Source organism: Flaviaestuariibacter terrae (genome assembly GCF_054777635.1).
Genome location: NZ_BAAHAL010000008.1, coordinates 1,290,308 through 1,305,032, shown reverse-complemented (window position 1 = coordinate 1,305,032; position 14,725 = coordinate 1,290,308). Strand labels below are relative to the sequence as shown.

Below are 14,725 nucleotides of genomic sequence, written 5' to 3'. Positions count from 1 at the left end.
GAAGCTGGTAACGGTTACATCGGCGTGCACAGCTCCACGAGGAAGCCATTGAGGTCGCGCACATAGGCCACCGTCTGCCCCCAGGGCTTCGTCTTCGCGGCGGCGGCCAGGGTCGCGCCGGCAGCGAGCGCGGCGTCGACGGCCGCCGGTACATCGGGCGTCGCAAAGCCGATCTCGATAGCAAAGGGTTTCTCCGCAGGATCGCTGGGCCGGAAGCCAGCAGGCAGGTTCGACTCCGCCAGCGTCAGCGCGGCAAAGGAAAGGGTGGTGCTGCCCGTTTCGAGCTCCCCATAGCTGCCGTCGGGCGCCACGAAGCGCCGGGCAAAGCCAAAAGCCTTTTCGTAAAAGGCGATCGCCCGCTCCACGTCGGGCACATACAGGATGCTGTAGGCGAAGGTCATAGCGATGTTTCGCTGAAGGTACAGATCGTTACTACCCAAACAGCTGCGTTACGCGATGCCGCTGCGGCGCTCCACTTTCTTACAGATGACGTCGTAGCTTCCTTCCGCCACGTCCACGCATTCGGGAAACCCGCGCTCGCTGCTCCAGTACTCGTAGCGTCGCACGCTCCGCGCCTCTTCGGAAGCCAGGAACCAGGCCCGCGCCGCTGTGCTTCCGGGACCGTCGCCGTCGCGGAAGCAGTACAGGAAGCCGCGCTTCATATCGCGCAGCTCGCAGACCGCAGCCGGCAGGCCCCAGCGATCGCGGTACTTCGCAAAAATGGCCTTGCCGTCGAAGCCGGCGCACTGGTCGCGGATAAAGGCCGCGCGCGCCTTGAACTCATGGCCGCTGAGGCGATCGAGCTCCGCGGCCACGGCTTTGTACCGATCGGGTGGCTCGGAGCCATCAGGAAGGCGGGCCGCCAGCAGTGCTTCGTAGGAAGGTATCTTTTCAAACATGGATCGGCAGATGCATAAACGCACCCGGCATCCAAGTTAGCGAATTGCCCTGCGAGGCCGTTCGCACGCTACCTTTAGCAGCAACCCGATACACAATGAACGATAACCAGGCTACCCTGAAGGAACTGTTCGACCGCATCCCGCGACGCCACACGGCCGACAACGTCAAAGAGATCTACGGCATCCTCGATGCCTACGAAGACCTGCTGCAGACGCTCGAGGCCGACGCGCGCTACGAAACGGTCATCGCGCCCTATTTCGACGCACTCGATCCCATCCGCGCCACGGTGAAGAAATCCAACGACCCGAAGGCCTCCAAGAAGGGAAAGGACGTGCTGTTCGACGAGGCGTCGGGACTGCTCAAAGACAGCATGGAAGACCTGATGCGGCTGCTCGAAGGGAGCGCGGCGTAACATTAGTTTCTATTGTACCCAATCAGGCGTCGAGCCGGTAGATGTATTCTTCGATTTCCGCCTGCCGCGCATTGGCAAATCCTTTGTCGCTGCCGATCCGCTGGAATCCGCATTTCTCCAGCACTTTCTGCGAGCCGTAATTGTCGAAGGCGACGTGGCCAAACAAGGGTCTTGTGCGCTCCGTTTCCAGGAACTGTTTGAGCGCGGCGGTCGCGATTCCCCGGCCCCAAAATTTCCGGTCGATCCAGTAGGTGATCCCGGCTTCGTTCCCGATCATAAATTTCGCCAGGCTCCCGGCGATGACCTTGTTCACCCGGATAGTACGCATCCGGATCGTCGGGTCGGAAAGAAAGGGCGTATACTTTTCCAGGTACGCGGCCTTATCAGCCGGGTCTTTCGCAATGAAGGCGGCGAGGTAGCCCGCTTCTTCGTCGCACTGAAATTGAAAAAGCGTTTCGAGGTCCCCGGCTGTTGTTTTGGTTAACGTGATGCCTGGTTGCTGCATGGCGAATCCTGTTGCCGGTTGCTGTTGAAGGTTTCTATTTGGTCGTCTTCGCACCCATTTGGACGCCCATCTTTTCGTAAACGGCATCGTTGGGTTCCCACAGCTCGATCTTGTTTCCCTCGACATCGAGGATGTGTACAAACTTCCCGTAGTCATAGGCCTGGATGGTATCGGTGATGGTCACGCCCTCGCTTCGCAGCGCCGCCACGAGCCGATCGAGGTCGGCTACGCGGTAGTTGATCATGAAGTCTTTCCCGGAAGGCTCGAAGTAGGTCGTTTTCTCGTTGAAGGGGCTCCATTGCGTGAAGCCTTTCTTCGTCGTATCGGCACCCTGCCGCCACTCGAACACGGCGCCGTATTGGTTGGTATTGAGCCCGAGGTGCTCCTGGTACCAGGCGCGGACTTTCTTCGGGTCCTTGCATTTGAAAAAGATGCCGCCGATCCCGGTGACGCGCTTCAGGGCCGGGTCCGGCGACTTCGGGGCCGTTACGGCCTTTACGGCAAAGCCAAGGCAGAAGGAGCTGGCGACGAGCAGGGCCAGCAGGGCCGGCTGCTTCCATCTTCGGGAAAAGTGCTGCTGCATGATTGTTGTTTGAGCTGTTAGCGCAAGCTACGACGGCGGGAGCAAGCCATCAACCGAAACAGGATTTTACTGAAGGAAAGAGGACGCAATGCTACAAGCGCTGAGCCGGCGTACAGGAAAGGCTTTTGAGGGTCCGGCAGTTTTCGTCGAGGTTCCCGAAGGATAGTCGTCCACGCACTAAAACCCCTGTATTGTGCTAGCGGCCGGCAGTGCGGCGCAGCTCCCACAGCCGCTTCGAGCTGCTGTCTACAAACCACAGGTTCCCGGTGGCGGGGTCAGCAACGCAGCGGTCGGATATAAAATAATGAACGCGGCCTGGTGCAGTTCCCAGCCAATCGAGGCGCAGCGTATCGCCGCGCTGGCTGTAGCGACCGGCGTACGTACCCTTCTTCAGCGTCAGTACCAGCCATATCTTTTCGTAATAGGTAAAGTAGCCGTTCTCGCGCAGCTGCAGGTAGCCGTCCTCGAACTCACTTACCATCCCGCTATAGGTGGCCAGCACTTTGGATTTCCGGTACGCGCGCCGGTCCACTCCCCTGGGCGCAGCGCAGGAAAGAAGCAGGATCGAGGCAAGGAAGCAGCATACAGTGCGTCTCAACGGCGATACGTTTTCTTTTTTGTAACCGGCTCATCGCCGTATTCATATTCGATCGTAAATGTTTTCTCCGTCACCCCTAGCAGGCGGATGCGGTTCAGCACCTGCGGCCCATCGAAGATTTCTTTGGGAAACGGGTAGCTCCGCTGCGCCCTGCTTCGCGTATCAAACAAAGTCATGCTGTCGCCCGGTTCGGGCACATCGACGGGAGAATAAAGCAACAGCTGTCGCACCGTATCCACGTCGATCCAGGCGCTGCCATCGGGGATGAGGTTGCGCAACGTTTCCTTTTCGAGGAGCTGGATGTAGTGCGGGTTGCCGCTGCCGAAGGAGTGCGCGAACACAAACGTGTGGTCGAAGTCTTCGGCAACATAGCCCAGGTTTTTGTAGATGAGGCCGAGGGATCCGCCACCGATCGTATCGAGCACACGCTCGCCCTTTTTGTACAGGAGATATTGATCCTCTGTATTGAATCCGTAAGCGATCGAAAAGCCGCCCTTCAGCTTCGTTGGGTAAACCGACTCGTACGGGTTGTCGCGCACGCGCTCGAGCTGCCTGTAGTAGGCCGTGCTGTCGGTGAAGCGCTCAAGGCTGTCGGCAACAGGTGCAGCGCCAACAACAGGCGTGTCGCGCGCAGCAGGCGGCATATGCGAGGGGTGACCCGCACAGCCAACCGCAAAGCCCAGAAGAAGAAGGTGTACCATTCGCATGGAGCCGCGCGTTGCTGTCAGGATTGCTTGCGGATCATCACGCTGCCTGCGGCGAGGTCGTGGATCGCGCGGCGCTCCCTGTTGCTGTGCATCGTAAGAAAGGAGATCCAACCGAGACACATCTTCAGCACATAGCGCAGGAGCGCCGCAAAGAAGTTGATCCGCTTCGAAGGATCGGAGGCGCGGCGCACGCGGATGCCTTTTACGAGGTTGCCGACGGTGAAGCCGAGCGTTGTACAGAGCGGCTCGTAAATGCCCCAGATGCCGAAGAAGAGCGCCATCCGCAACCAGTCGTGGCCATCGTCCTCGAAGCGCTCAAGCGCGTTGGCGGATCCCGACATGAGCACGACGATAAGCACGCCGTCGATGAAGGAGGATTGAATACGGTCGGAGAGGCTCGGGTATTCAACCCGTGGCGCTGCGGCTACTGTTTCCATATGCAGAGGTTTGACCCGGAAGATACGAAACCGGTCCTATCCGCGGAGCGGCCCTGATCAGCGGTCGGCGGCAAGTGGCTGCGCCAGCGCGGTCTGCACCTGGCGCAGGTGATGGGTGGCGTGGTACGTCATCAGGTACAGCAGCTCGCGGATCGACAGGAGCCCGAGGAAGGGATGCGGGAGGGCGAGGCTGTCGAGCTCTGCGTCGGTATAGCCCGCCACATGGCCGCTGATGCTTCGAAGCTCGCTGCGGAGGGCGTCGAGCCATGCTGCCTTGTCCGCAGACGCAACGGGCGGCGGCAGGAAGCGCTCCGGCGCCGTACCGCCGGCTGCGAGGCCGGCCCTGTAGCGGGCCAGCACTTCTTCCTGCGTCCATGTTGTGCGGTCGAGGCGACCGAACTTCTGGTCGATATATTCTTTGGAGGCAAGGGCGGCGGCGATCGGCTTCAGGCAAAGCACGAGGTGCGCGAGCTGCTGCCCCGGGGTCCATTTGCCGGGCGGCGCCGCTTCGAAGGACGCGGGCGGGAGCGCATCGACAAAAGCGGCAAACTCCTCGTGCGTGGCGCCCAGGGCGCCGGTCAGGAAAGGTTGATTCATGGCAATCGTTGTGCCGCCAAGGTACAACAGGCCACCGGTTCGTAGCCGTTAGTCGCGCACGCGGCGCTGGAACAGCAGCCCCACAAAGACCGCCAGCAGCACAAAGCCGGCGGCCACGACCCACAGCAGCCCGAAGCGGTGTCGCGACTGGGCCGCGGCCACGCCGGCCTGCATCGTGTCGGCGGCGGGAATGGCCGAAGCGGAAGCGCTGCCGGCAGTGGGGGCCTGCGTCCGCCGTGCCAGCAGGGGGTCGCGGAAGCCGTAGCGGCCTGCGGCTTCATAGGCTTCGCGGGCTAGCCCGCTGTCGCGCTCCAGAAAGGCAATGTTGCCATAGTCGAAAAGCAGGCGCGCAACGATCGGGTCTTCGTTCCGGATAAAGGTCATGCGCTCATTGAGCTGGAAGAAGAGGGCGGCGGCAAGCTCGTAGCGGGGCATGCCACCTGCCTGCACGGGCAGCGGACCGCTGCCGAAATCGGTGCCGGTGAGCTCCCGGCTCGAAGGATTGCTGCTGCCGGCTACTTTGGCTTCGAGAATGTGCACGTGAATGAACTCTGAGCCGTTGTGCGATGCGGGGTTGATGGCCACGGCGCGGCGGATCCAATACAGGGCCGAGTCGTTGCGGCCCATGAGCTCGTACACGGTGCCGAGGTTGGAGGCCGTGGCGTAGCGCCCCGGCTTCTCGCGCTCGATGCGCCGGTACAGATCGCGGGCCTCGGCGTAGCGCCCCTGGTACACGAGCAGCACGCCGATGTCGGAGAGGTAGGCATAGTCGTGGGTACGATCGAACTCCCGCTGCAGGCTGCGCGCCACCGGTTCGAAGTTGGCGGGCAGGATATGGTGACCCACCGGCAGGCTGCGCCCCGCGATCGTGCTGTCTTCGTAAAGCAATGTGCCGTCTTTAAGCCGGCGGCTTTCCGCGTTGATGCAGGCGTGTACCAGCGTGGAAGCCAGGAGCGCGAGGGGAAGCAGGAGCTTTTTCATGGAGCGGGTTTATTAGGGCGATAAGATGCTGTAGCGCTCCCCGATCCATACGGGGATGAACGCGCCGTTGACGTGATCGATGCGCATGCGGCAGTGGCGGATCTCGGGCCCCGAAAGCAGTCCGCCCATCAGGCCGAAGGCAAGGCCGTTGGCGATCGCCTCACCGGCTTTCAGCGAGGTGCGGGTGAGGCCGGCGAAGAAGTAGTCATCTCCCTGCTTCTCGAGCGCAAAATACCCGAACTCGGTGGAGATCCAGGCGCGTCCCTGGTGCACCACGGCGAAATAATCGGTCGTCTTGATCACCTCGTCCACCTCGCCCATATGGATCTTCACTTCCTTCAGGCTGCCCTTCCGGTTGTAGCGCGGCATCAATTCCAGGATATCCGGCACCTGCTGCGCGAAGGAGGCATAGGTGTAATAAACGCCGTCGCGGTACTGCGTAGTATTATACAGGGGCAGGCGCCGCTTTTCGATCGAGTCGATCCGTGTGATGGACTCAAGGTCGAGCAGCACACTGTCGGCCGCGGGCGTGGCCATATGGAGTTGCACGAAATCGACGAGCGCCTTGCTGCAGCGACGGAACAAGCCGCGGGTAACATCCATGGAGCGGAAATAAATGCTGCTGTCGAGCGTACCGAGCCACGCATAGCGTCCGCCGGTCTCTGCATAAAGGTTGGCCCGCAGCACGCACCAGCCTTCCTCGGTGAAGCCGCCGCCGGTGAGCTCGGCGAAGCGTAAGTCGCGGAGCTGGAAGAGGAGGCTGCCCGCTGCACCGGCGCCGCCCAGCGAGTCGACGACCGACTGCAGCTGCACCGCCAGTGCGGGCTGCGCCTGCACCTGCGCTATTTTGTTGAATGCGCCCAGCTGCACCCGTCCGAAGCCCGATGTATCGGGCCGGCTGTCGAGCAACCGGAGGCGGCCATAGCGAGCGCCGGCCACAGGCGCCGTTTTCGATGGGAAGGCTATCGTGAAATACTCGGTGCGCTGACTATGAGCCGCGACAACCAGCAACAGGAAGGCAAAGAGGTGGAGGGCTCTCATGCAATTGGTTTTGGAAGGCGGAAAATACAACTGTTAAACCCAACCACAAACTCCAAACTCCGTCCGGCAAACTGTTACGGGCCTCGTACTTTTGTGCGGTGAGAAGAAAACAAAAGCCGCGCATCCTCGAAGGCGTTGCCGTGGAGGCCTACGCCGCCGAGGGAAAGAGCCTCGCGCGCATCGAAGGGAAAGTGATCTTTATCGAAGGGGCCGTGCCCGGCGACGTTGTGGACGTCCGCCTCGGCAAGAGCAAGAAGGACTGGGCCGAAGGCGTCGCGGTGCATTTCCATCAATACGCCGCCGAGCGGGTAACGCCCTTCTGCCAGCACTTTGGCGTTTGTGGTGGCTGCCAGTGGCAAATGCTTCCGTATGCAAAACAGCTTCAATACAAGCAACAGCAGGTGGTCGACAACCTGACGCGCATCGGCAAGGTGGCGCTGCCGCCCTTCGAGCCGATCGTGGGCGCTCCGGAAGACCGCTTCTACCGGAATAAATTAGAGTTTACATTCTCGACAAAGGAATTTACGCCCGGGAAGCCCGCTCCGAAGGAACAATCCGCCGAGCACTCTTCCCAAGCGGAAGCGCTCCCTCCCGCCGGCGAATCCTACGACGACCCGCAGCCCGGTGCTGCCGGCTTCCACGCCCGCGGCTTCTTCGACAAGGTGGTCGCCATCGAAAAGTGCTGGCTGCAGGACGATATCTCCAACCGCATCCGCAACGGCATCCGCGACTGGGCCCGCGCCCATGGCATGTCGTTCTACGATATCCGCGCCCATGTGGGCATGCTCCGCACGATGCAGGTACGTCTGTGTACCACGGGCGAGTTGATGGTCAACATCGTCTTTGGCGAGGAGCGCGAAAAGCAGCGGATCGCCCTGCTCGAGTGGGTGAAGGCTTCCTTCCCCGAGATCACGACACTGCTGTATACCATCAACCTGAAATGGAACGACTCGATGTTCGACCTCGAGCCGCAGGTATATACCGGCCCGGGCTATGCCATCGAGGCGCTGGAAGACTTCCGCTTCAAGATCGGTCCCAAGAGCTTTTTCCAGACGAATACAAAACAAGGTGAGCGCCTTTACCAGGTCACGCGCGAGTTCGCTGAGCTCGACGGATCGCAGGTGCTGTATGACCTCTACTGCGGCACCGGTTCCATCGGCATCTTCTGCAGCCGCGGCGCCAAAAAGATCGTGGGCGTGGAGCTCCTCGAAGCCGCCATTGCCGATGCGAAGGAGAATGCCGCGCTCAACAACATCAGCCACAGCTTCTTCACCGCCGGCGATGTGATCGACGTGTGCAACGACGCGTTCTTTGCCGAGCACGGCCGGCCCGATGTGCTCATCACCGACCCGCCGCGCGCGGGGATGCACGAGAAGCTGGTGCACAAGATCCTCGAGATGGAAGCGCCCACGATCGTGTATGTGAGCTGCAACCCCGCCACGCAGGCCCGCGACCTCGCCCTGCTCGATGCGAAGTATGCCGTAACGCGCGTACGCCCCGTCGACATGTTTCCCCACACGCACCACATCGAGAACGTAGTGCAACTGAAACGCCGCAACTCATGAGCCGATTCGATTACTACCGACCCAACCAGATGCCGCCGGTGGTTCGGGGCCTTATCATTGCGAACGCCGTTGTGTTCATCCTCCAGCTGCTCGGCGACAGCTACGGAACTACGGCGCCGATCCCGTTTTCGCTTACCCAGAAGCTCGCGCTCTGGCCCATCGGCGCCGGCTTCGAGGTGTACCAGATCGCCACGCACATGTTTGCCCACGGGAGCTTCCCGCATATCCTGTTCAACATGTTTGCCCTGTGGACCTTCGGCAAGATGCTCGAGTCGATATGGGGACCGAAGCGCTTTCTCAATTTCTACCTGATGTGCGGCGTCGGGGCGGCGCTGGTGCACCTGCTTCTGCAATACCTCACGGGCGGCTACAGCTTCGCGGTGGGCGCCTCGGGTGCCATCATGGGCCTGTTCGCGGCCTTTGCGTTCCTGTTTCCAAACACGCAGCTCTACATCATGTTCCTGCCCTTCCCGATAAAAGCAAAATGGATCGTGCTGCTGCTGACGGCCTATGATCTTTTCGGCGGCCTTGGCTACCTCGGGGGCGACAATATTGCGCACTTCGCCCACCTGGGCGGCGCGCTCACTGGCTTTATAATTGTACTAATCTGGCAGAAGTCGAACCGCCGGAGATTCTACTGACGCGAGCGGTCAGCGGGTGAGCGGTGAACAAGGCCGCTGACCGCTCACCCGCTCACCCGTTCACCGTCCTAACTTTGTACCGCTATGGCCTATTATCCTTCCTCAAACCGAAAAAAGCTCTCCGTGGGCGCCGACGGCAATGCGCTGATGAACCTCATTGCCCTCCTGCTCATCGTGTTCGTCGTGTTTGCCTTCATTCAAGTCATTTATACCTTTTCTTACTATAAAGACGGTTCGGCGCGCTACCACAGCGAGGTGTTCCCGTGGGTGGTGCTACCCGCCGACCTCGGCGCCCTTGCCCGCCGCCCCTGGACCCTGCTGACGCACTTCTTCGTTCACGACGGCGTGTGGGGCATCGTGGCCAACCTGCTCTGGCTCTGGGCCTTTGGCTACATCTACCAGGACCTCACCGGCTACCGCAAGCTGATCCCGCTGTTCCTCTACGGCTCGCTGGCTGGAGCCCTTGTCTTTCTCGCTGCCTATAACCTTATCCCCGGGCTGCGCCCCGACGCGGCCTCCGCGCATCTCTGGGGCGCCGGTCCCGGCGTGATGGCCATCGCCATCGGCACGACCGTGCTTGCTCCCGACTACCGCATTTTCCCGATGCTCAACGGCGGTATCCCGCTGTGGGTGGTGACGCTGCTCTTTGCCATCGTTAACCTCGCGATGATTCCGTTTGGCCACCCGGGCGAGCACCTCGCGCAGCTGGCGGGCGCCGGCATGGGTCTTCTCTTCCAGGTGCAGCAGAACCGCAACCGCGATATGGCCGCCTGGATGAATGCAGTCTGGGACTGGTGGACCAACCTGTTCAACCCCGACCGGCCCGGCAAAGGTCCGTCACCGAAAGAGCAGCTCTATTACAAGGCGACCGTGCCGCCGTTCAAGAAGACCTCCAATTTCACCCAGCAGCGCGTTGACGAGATCCTCGACAAGATTAACCAGAAAGGCTTCAAGAGTCTCACCGAGGAAGAACGGGATATACTGAGAAGAGCGAGCAACGACAAGGATGTCTGATCCCGGATGTAGGATCTCGGATGTAGGATGTAGAATCTCCTGATCCCGGATCTTTTCTTGCCGATCGGTTACCTGTCCGCTCGCCGTATATCAGACATCAGCGATCAGACATCAGACATCTGTCGTATTTTGCGGCCATGGCAGGCAAGGCGCGTCGATTCGTACGGCGGTTCTACCTGGCGCTGAATGGCGTCGTGGTAGCGCTCTTCCTGCTGTCGTGCCTGGCACCCTACATGCACCCGGCGCGCTGGTGGTTCTTCGCGGTGCTGGGTCTTGGCTTCGCCGCCACGCTGGGCACCCTCATCCTCTTCTTCTTTTTCTCGCTTGTCATCAAGCCGCGCTATGCGCTTCTCTCGGCCGCGGCCCTGCTGCTCGGGTTCAAGAGCATTTCGGTGTTTTTCGCCTTCAGCGGCGGCGGCAGCAGCGGCTCCAGTGCCGAAAAAGGAGTGCATAGCCTGCGTGTCGTGCACTGGAACGTGGCGCGCTTTATCGAGCAACGCCGCAACAACAACGAGGGAAGCCAGACCCGCCAGAAAATGCTGGCCCAGCTGCGCCGCACCAACGCCGACATCCTTTGCTTCCAGGAATTCATCCAGGCCAGCGGCGAGGAGTTTTACGACAACATCGGGTACATCCGCGGCGAGCTTGGCTATCCCTATGTGTACTTCCCGCGCGGCAATGGCTTCAAGGAATGGTATGGGCAGGCGATCTTCTCGCGCTACCCGCTGATGGACACAGGCTACGTCACCTTTCCGCAGCCGGGCACGCCTGAGAAGCTGATCTGGGGCGACATCGTACTCGGCAAAAGCATTATCCGTATTTATACAGGACACCTGCAATCGTACAAGCTGCGGCCCGAAGACTACGAGCGGATCGAAAAGATCAAGAATAACGACGATAGCCTGATCAGCAACTCGAGGAGCATCTGGAGCAAGCTGCGGCGCGCCACCACCATCCGCGGCACGCAGGCGGGCATCGTTCGCGGTGAGCTGGAGCGCTGCGCCTACCCGGTCGTCTTCACCGCCGATCTCAACGACGTACCCAACTCCTACGCCTACCACACCGTGCGCGGTCCCTTGCAGGACGCCTTTCTCGAAAAAGGCTTCGGCGTCGGCCGCACGTACAACGCCCTTGCCCCCACGCTCCGCATCGACTACATCTTCACCACGCCCGATTTCGAAGTGCTGCAATTCCAGCGCATCGCCCGCGACCTGAGCGACCACTATATGCTCGTTGCCGACCTGCAGTGGAAGCGGTAAAATAGTTTGGGGTTTGGAGTTTGTGGTTTGTGGTTAGACTTCGCCCACCGAAGGTCATTCGAAGGCTGGAGTTCTTACCTGGCTGACGCCAGGAAGCGTCATTCCGGGCGAGATGAAATGACGTCCCGCCGCCCCTTTTTCAAAACCTCCAAAACCTTCCAAAACCACCCGCCCTAAACCTTTCTAAACCTCCCTAAACCTTATTGCCCCTATCTTTGACCCACATGATCGCCCGGTACCCCCATATCGCCTGTTGTTGTTGCTGAGCCCCGCTCCCCGACCGGTACCGTATTTTCGTATGATCATTCCCCCTCCTGTTATCATGAGCACCCTCAAGGTTTATAATTCGTATACACGCGAGAAAGAAGAATTTCAATCCATAACACCCGGCCACGTGGGCATGTACGTGTGCGGACCCACGGTGAGCGGTGAAAGCCACCTTGGCCACGCGCGCCCCTACATCACGTTCGACGTGGTGTACCGCTACCTCACGCACCTCGGTTATAAAGTGCGCTACGTGCGCAACATCACCGATGCCGGCCACTTCGAAGAGGAAGGCCGCGCTGCCGAAGACAAGATCTCCAAGAAAGCCATCCTCGAAAAGCTCGAGCCGATGGAGCTGGTGCAGAAATACACCAACCTCTTTCATTGGGCGATGGCGCGTTTCAACAACATACCGCCTTCCATCGAGCCGACCGCTACCGGCCATATCGTGGAGCAGATCGGGATGATCCAGGAGTTGATCCGCCAGGGCTACGCCTACGAGGCCAACGGCTCGGTGTATTTCGATGTGAAGAAATACGCTGCGGGCCACGACTACGGCAAGCTCTCGGGCCGCGTGCTCGACGAGTTGCTCAATACCACGCGCGACCTCGAGGGCCAGGAAGAAAAACGCAACAAGGAAGACTTCGCGCTCTGGAAGTCCGCGCCTCCCGAACACATCATGCGCTGGCAAAGCCCCTGGGGCGAAGGGTTCCCGGGCTGGCATATCGAGTGCTCCGCCATGGCGACGAAGTACCTCGGTGCCCGCTTCGACATCCACGGCGGCGGCATGGACCTGCAGTTCCCGCACCACGAGAGCGAGATCGCGCAGAGCACCATCTGCAACCACGTGCCGCCGGTGCGCTACTGGATGCACAACAACATGATCACCATCAACGGGCGGAAGATGGGCAAGAGCTACAACAACGTGATCAAGCTCACCGAGCTGTTCAGCGGCAACCACCCCGAGCTCGAGAAAGCCTATGCGCCGATGACGGTGCGCTTCTTCATCCTGCAAACGCACTACCGCAGCACACTCGACTTTTCGAACGAGGCGCTGCAGGCGGCGGAGAAAGGACTGAAGCGTCTCATGGAGCCCTATAGCTGGTTTCAGCAGCAAACGCTGCCGACCTCAGGCGAAGGCACCGATCCCGACCTCGATAAAAAGATCCGCGGCCTCCTCGTGGAGCTCGACGACTTCATGAACGACGACCTCAACACGGCGCGCGTGCTCGCCAACCTTTTCGAGATCGTACCGGTGCTCAATTCGCTCAAGGATAAGACCATCCCCCTCCAAAGCCTTTCCTATGAAACGCTTCAGTGGATGCAGACAAAGCTGCGGCTCTACGTGGAAGATATCCTCGGGCTCAAAAACGAGGAAGAGGCCGGCTCGGGCAAGCTGAAAAGCGTGCTCGACATCCTCATTGAATTGCGCCAGGATGCCCGCGCCAACAAAGACTGGAAAACATCCGACCGCATCCGCAACCAGCTTGCCGAAGCCGGCATCCAGCTGAAAGATGAAAAGGACGGCGGCATGAGCTGGACGCTCGCGTAGCCGCGAGCTGAACCGCAGAACAAGGAACAAAAAATATTGAATGAGGAAGGAGGTCTGTGGCGGCCTCCTTTCTTATTCAAACATTCTTCTTCAGATGAGCATTCTAAGCTCCTTGTTCCTTGTTCTACTGTTCGCGCTTTTTTAAAGCGCGCACCATCTCCCTCTTCCCCCAGGGCCCCGGCGGCTTCGTTACGCTGAAGCCCGCCTCCATCATCGCTTTGCGCACAACGCTCTTGGAGCAATACGTTACCAGCGCGCCGCCCGGCAGAAGGCGCTCATAGAGCTTGCGAAAGCTGTCCGCTGTCCAGAGCTCGGGCTGCGAGGAAGGCGCGAAGGCATCGTAATAAACGAGGTGATAAAGTCCCGTGATCCCGAGTTCCTGGAGCGCCCCTTCTTCCTTACGGATCGTGAAGTACTCAGACAGCTTCGTCTCCATCTCCCAGGGCGCCGCGTGGAGCTGCTGAAAAAGCTCGCGCGCGGCGAGCAGGGCACCGTAATTCAGTTTCAGCGCTTCCGATGCCGGCACCGGGAACGCTTCGATCGTAACGTATTGAATGAAGCGCTTTCGCTGCTCCGCCTCGATCGCGGTGAGCAGCGCATTCAAACCGCTGCCGAAACCCATCTCGAAAATGGATAGCGGCTCGGCCGGGAACTGCTCCAACGCGTAATAAAGACCCGCCTCGATAAACACGTGCCGCGACTCGCCGAGCGCGCCGTGGCGGGAATGGTAGGTGCCGCGCATGTCGGGGTACTCGAACGTATGTGATCCATCCTTCGTGACCGTGATCTTCCGCTCCATACTGCGAATTTCGGATTTGGCGGCCGCAACTGCCCGACCATCGATGTACAAAATGTTTCTTTGCACAAATGCCCGCATCCATGATCCAGGAACAATTTGCCCGCCACGCCGCCTCCGTTGTTGCGCAGGACGAATCCGCGCTGGGCCTTGCCGTTGCGGGCTCCTGGCTCAGCGGCGAGCTCGACGAGTGGTCCGACCTGGACCTTGTACTCGTAACGCGCGACAAGGTCGCGCCGGACCGGGGCGCCATGCTCCGCTGGGCCGCCCGCTTCGGCAACCTGCTGAGCGGCTTTACCGGCGAGCATGTGGGCGAGCCGCGGCTGCTCATCTGCCTCTATGACGCCCCCCTGCTGCATGTCGACATCAAGTTTGTAACGCTGGAGGAATTCGGAACGGGCCGCATCGAAACACCGGTGCTGCATTTCGACCGCGATAATGTGCTGCAGGCTGCGATCAACAATTCCGACGCACGCTTTCCCGCAGCCAACCTGCAATGGATCGAAGACCGCTTCTGGACCTGGGTACACTATGGCCTGCTCAAGATCGGGCGTGGCGAATATTTCGAAGCACTCGATTTTCTTTCGAGCCTTCGCTTCCTGGCGCTTGGCCCGCTGCTGCAGCAGCGCCGCGGCAAGCTTCCGCGCGGTGTGCGCCGCGTGGAGGAAAGCCTTCCTGCTGAGGACCTCGACAAATTGAAAGAAACGATCGGCAGCCACGACCGCGACACGCTGCTTGCCGCCGTACTCGCCTGCATCCGCCTCTACCGGGAGCTTCGCCGCGAGCTCGAAGGCCCCGGCTTCAACCCGCAAAGCCGCGCCGAGGAAGCCGTGATGCGCTACCTGCACCGCTTTCGCTACGGCGCCTCCTGAT

Annotated in this window: 18 protein-coding genes; 7 read left to right on the top strand and 11 right to left on the bottom strand. The window is 60.4% G+C overall.

From position 1 onward, the window contains the following. Positions 1-14: 14 nt before the first annotated feature. Entirely contained in the window at positions 15-401 is a 387-nt protein-coding gene (locus tag ACYU7Z_RS13855) for a VOC family protein (RefSeq protein WP_460571444.1), read from the bottom strand. Positions 402-449: 48 nt separating this feature from the next. Continuing rightward, positions 450-899, bottom strand: a complete 450-nt coding sequence (locus ACYU7Z_RS13850; protein WP_460571442.1) for a hypothetical protein — start codon at positions 897-899, stop codon at positions 450-452. A gap of 95 nt (positions 900-994) precedes the next feature. Here ACYU7Z_RS13850 and ACYU7Z_RS13845 point away from each other — a divergent pair, with 95 nt between their 5' ends. After that, the gene (locus ACYU7Z_RS13845) at positions 995-1,312 is read left to right on the top strand and encodes a hypothetical protein (RefSeq protein ID WP_460571440.1); all 318 of its coding nucleotides are present in this window, start codon (positions 995-997) and stop codon (positions 1,310-1,312) included. A 22-nt stretch (positions 1,313-1,334) separates the two neighbouring features. Here the strand turns inward: ACYU7Z_RS13845 and ACYU7Z_RS13840 are convergent, their stop codons facing one another. The 8 genes from ACYU7Z_RS13840 to ACYU7Z_RS13805 all read right to left on the bottom strand — a co-directional run bounded on the left by ACYU7Z_RS13840 (position 1,335) and on the right by ACYU7Z_RS13805 (position 6,761). Next, positions 1,335-1,817 (bottom strand): GNAT family N-acetyltransferase, encoded by a 483-nt coding sequence (locus ACYU7Z_RS13840; RefSeq protein WP_460571438.1) that lies wholly within the window; start codon positions 1,815-1,817, stop codon positions 1,335-1,337. A 34-nt stretch (positions 1,818-1,851) separates the two neighbouring features. After that, entirely contained in the window at positions 1,852-2,400 is a 549-nt protein-coding gene (locus tag ACYU7Z_RS13835) for a VOC family protein (protein ID WP_460571436.1), read from the bottom strand. Positions 2,401-2,596: 196 nt separating this feature from the next. Next, on the bottom strand, positions 2,597-2,998 hold the full coding sequence (locus ACYU7Z_RS13830; protein WP_460571434.1) for a hypothetical protein: 402 nt from the start codon (positions 2,996-2,998) through the stop codon (positions 2,597-2,599). Further along, positions 2,995-3,642: a hypothetical protein gene (locus ACYU7Z_RS13825; RefSeq protein WP_460571432.1), complete on the bottom strand. Its 648-nt coding sequence runs from the start codon at positions 3,640-3,642 to the stop codon at positions 2,995-2,997. The genes ACYU7Z_RS13830 and ACYU7Z_RS13825 overlap by 4 nt, the downstream gene beginning before the upstream one ends. 80 nt (positions 3,643-3,722) lie before the next feature. Beyond that, positions 3,723-4,142, bottom strand: coding sequence for an RDD family protein (locus tag ACYU7Z_RS13820; RefSeq protein ID WP_460571430.1), 420 nt, complete (start codon positions 4,140-4,142; stop codon positions 3,723-3,725). Between the two features lie 57 nt (positions 4,143-4,199). Continuing rightward, on the bottom strand, positions 4,200-4,739 hold the full coding sequence (locus ACYU7Z_RS13815; RefSeq protein ID WP_460571428.1) for a DinB family protein: 540 nt from the start codon (positions 4,737-4,739) through the stop codon (positions 4,200-4,202). A gap of 48 nt (positions 4,740-4,787) precedes the next feature. Next, complete coding sequence (locus ACYU7Z_RS13810; RefSeq protein WP_460571427.1) at positions 4,788-5,720, bottom strand: tetratricopeptide repeat protein; 933 nt, start codon at positions 5,718-5,720, stop codon at positions 4,788-4,790. Positions 5,721-5,732: 12 nt separating this feature from the next. Next, positions 5,733-6,761 (bottom strand): hypothetical protein, encoded by a 1,029-nt coding sequence (locus ACYU7Z_RS13805; RefSeq protein WP_460571425.1) that lies wholly within the window; start codon positions 6,759-6,761, stop codon positions 5,733-5,735. 98 nt (positions 6,762-6,859) lie between these two features. Between ACYU7Z_RS13805 and rlmD the strand changes: the two genes are divergently transcribed. The 5 genes from rlmD to cysS all read left to right on the top strand — a co-directional run bounded on the left by rlmD (position 6,860) and on the right by cysS (position 13,056). Next, a complete protein-coding gene (gene rlmD / locus ACYU7Z_RS13800; RefSeq protein WP_460571423.1) occupies positions 6,860-8,326 on the top strand; it encodes a class I SAM-dependent RNA methyltransferase in 1,467 nt (488 codons plus the stop codon). Continuing rightward, on the top strand, positions 8,323-8,967 hold the full coding sequence (locus tag ACYU7Z_RS13795) for a rhomboid family intramembrane serine protease (protein ID WP_460571421.1): 645 nt from the start codon (positions 8,323-8,325) through the stop codon (positions 8,965-8,967). Before rlmD ends, ACYU7Z_RS13795 begins: the two co-directional genes overlap by 4 nt. An 84-nt stretch (positions 8,968-9,051) precedes the next feature. Then, the gene (locus tag ACYU7Z_RS13790; protein WP_460571419.1) at positions 9,052-9,981 is read left to right on the top strand and encodes a rhomboid family intramembrane serine protease; all 930 of its coding nucleotides are present in this window, start codon (positions 9,052-9,054) and stop codon (positions 9,979-9,981) included. Between the two features lie 137 nt (positions 9,982-10,118). After that, a complete protein-coding gene (locus ACYU7Z_RS13785) occupies positions 10,119-11,240 on the top strand; it encodes an endonuclease/exonuclease/phosphatase family protein (protein ID WP_460571417.1) in 1,122 nt (373 codons plus the stop codon). Between the two features lie 298 nt (positions 11,241-11,538). Further along, positions 11,539-13,056 (top strand): cysteine--tRNA ligase, encoded by a 1,518-nt coding sequence (gene cysS / locus ACYU7Z_RS13780; RefSeq protein WP_460571415.1) that lies wholly within the window; start codon positions 11,539-11,541, stop codon positions 13,054-13,056. 124 nt (positions 13,057-13,180) lie between these two features. Here the strand turns inward: cysS and mnmC2 are convergent, their stop codons facing one another. Beyond that, positions 13,181-13,855: a tRNA (5-methylaminomethyl-2-thiouridine)(34)-methyltransferase MnmD gene (gene mnmC2, locus ACYU7Z_RS13775; RefSeq protein ID WP_460571413.1), complete on the bottom strand. Its 675-nt coding sequence runs from the start codon at positions 13,853-13,855 to the stop codon at positions 13,181-13,183. Between the two features lie 80 nt (positions 13,856-13,935). Between mnmC2 and ACYU7Z_RS13770 the strand changes: the two genes are divergently transcribed. After that, positions 13,936-14,724 (top strand): nucleotidyltransferase domain-containing protein, encoded by a 789-nt coding sequence (locus ACYU7Z_RS13770; protein WP_460571411.1) that lies wholly within the window; start codon positions 13,936-13,938, stop codon positions 14,722-14,724. Position 14,725: the final 1 nt, after the last annotated feature.

Bases quoted from the DNA above. Each gene is read 5' to 3' on its own strand.
- ACYU7Z_RS13810 (WP_460571427.1), bottom strand. From the start codon at position 5,720: ATGAAAAAGCTCCTGCTTCCCCTCGCGCTCCTGGCTTCCACGCTGGTA.
- ACYU7Z_RS13770 (WP_460571411.1), top strand. From the start codon at position 13,936: ATGATCCAGGAACAATTTGCCCGCCACGCCGCCTCCGTTGTTGCGCAG.
- cysS (WP_460571415.1), top strand. From the start codon at position 11,539: ATGATCATTCCCCCTCCTGTTATCATGAGCACCCTCAAGGTTTATAAT.
- ACYU7Z_RS13825 (WP_460571432.1), bottom strand. From the start codon at position 3,642: ATGCCGCCTGCTGCGCGCGACACGCCTGTTGTTGGCGCTGCACCTGTT.
- ACYU7Z_RS13835 (WP_460571436.1), bottom strand. From the start codon at position 2,400: ATGCAGCAGCACTTTTCCCGAAGATGGAAGCAGCCGGCCCTGCTGGCC.
- ACYU7Z_RS13845 (WP_460571440.1), top strand. From the start codon at position 995: ATGAACGATAACCAGGCTACCCTGAAGGAACTGTTCGACCGCATCCCG.
- ACYU7Z_RS13805 (WP_460571425.1), bottom strand. From the start codon at position 6,761: ATGAGAGCCCTCCACCTCTTTGCCTTCCTGTTGCTGGTTGTCGCGGCT.
- ACYU7Z_RS13820 (WP_460571430.1), bottom strand. From the start codon at position 4,142: ATGGAAACAGTAGCCGCAGCGCCACGGGTTGAATACCCGAGCCTCTCC.
- mnmC2 (WP_460571413.1), bottom strand. From the start codon at position 13,855: ATGGAGCGGAAGATCACGGTCACGAAGGATGGATCACATACGTTCGAG.
- ACYU7Z_RS13815 (WP_460571428.1), bottom strand. From the start codon at position 4,739: ATGAATCAACCTTTCCTGACCGGCGCCCTGGGCGCCACGCACGAGGAG.
- ACYU7Z_RS13840 (WP_460571438.1), bottom strand. From the start codon at position 1,817: ATGCAGCAACCAGGCATCACGTTAACCAAAACAACAGCCGGGGACCTC.
- ACYU7Z_RS13790 (WP_460571419.1), top strand. From the start codon at position 9,052: ATGGCCTATTATCCTTCCTCAAACCGAAAAAAGCTCTCCGTGGGCGCC.
- ACYU7Z_RS13785 (WP_460571417.1), top strand. From the start codon at position 10,119: ATGGCAGGCAAGGCGCGTCGATTCGTACGGCGGTTCTACCTGGCGCTG.
- ACYU7Z_RS13795 (WP_460571421.1), top strand. From the start codon at position 8,323: ATGAGCCGATTCGATTACTACCGACCCAACCAGATGCCGCCGGTGGTT.
- ACYU7Z_RS13855 (WP_460571444.1), bottom strand. From the start codon at position 401: ATGACCTTCGCCTACAGCATCCTGTATGTGCCCGACGTGGAGCGGGCG.
- ACYU7Z_RS13850 (WP_460571442.1), bottom strand. From the start codon at position 899: ATGTTTGAAAAGATACCTTCCTACGAAGCACTGCTGGCGGCCCGCCTT.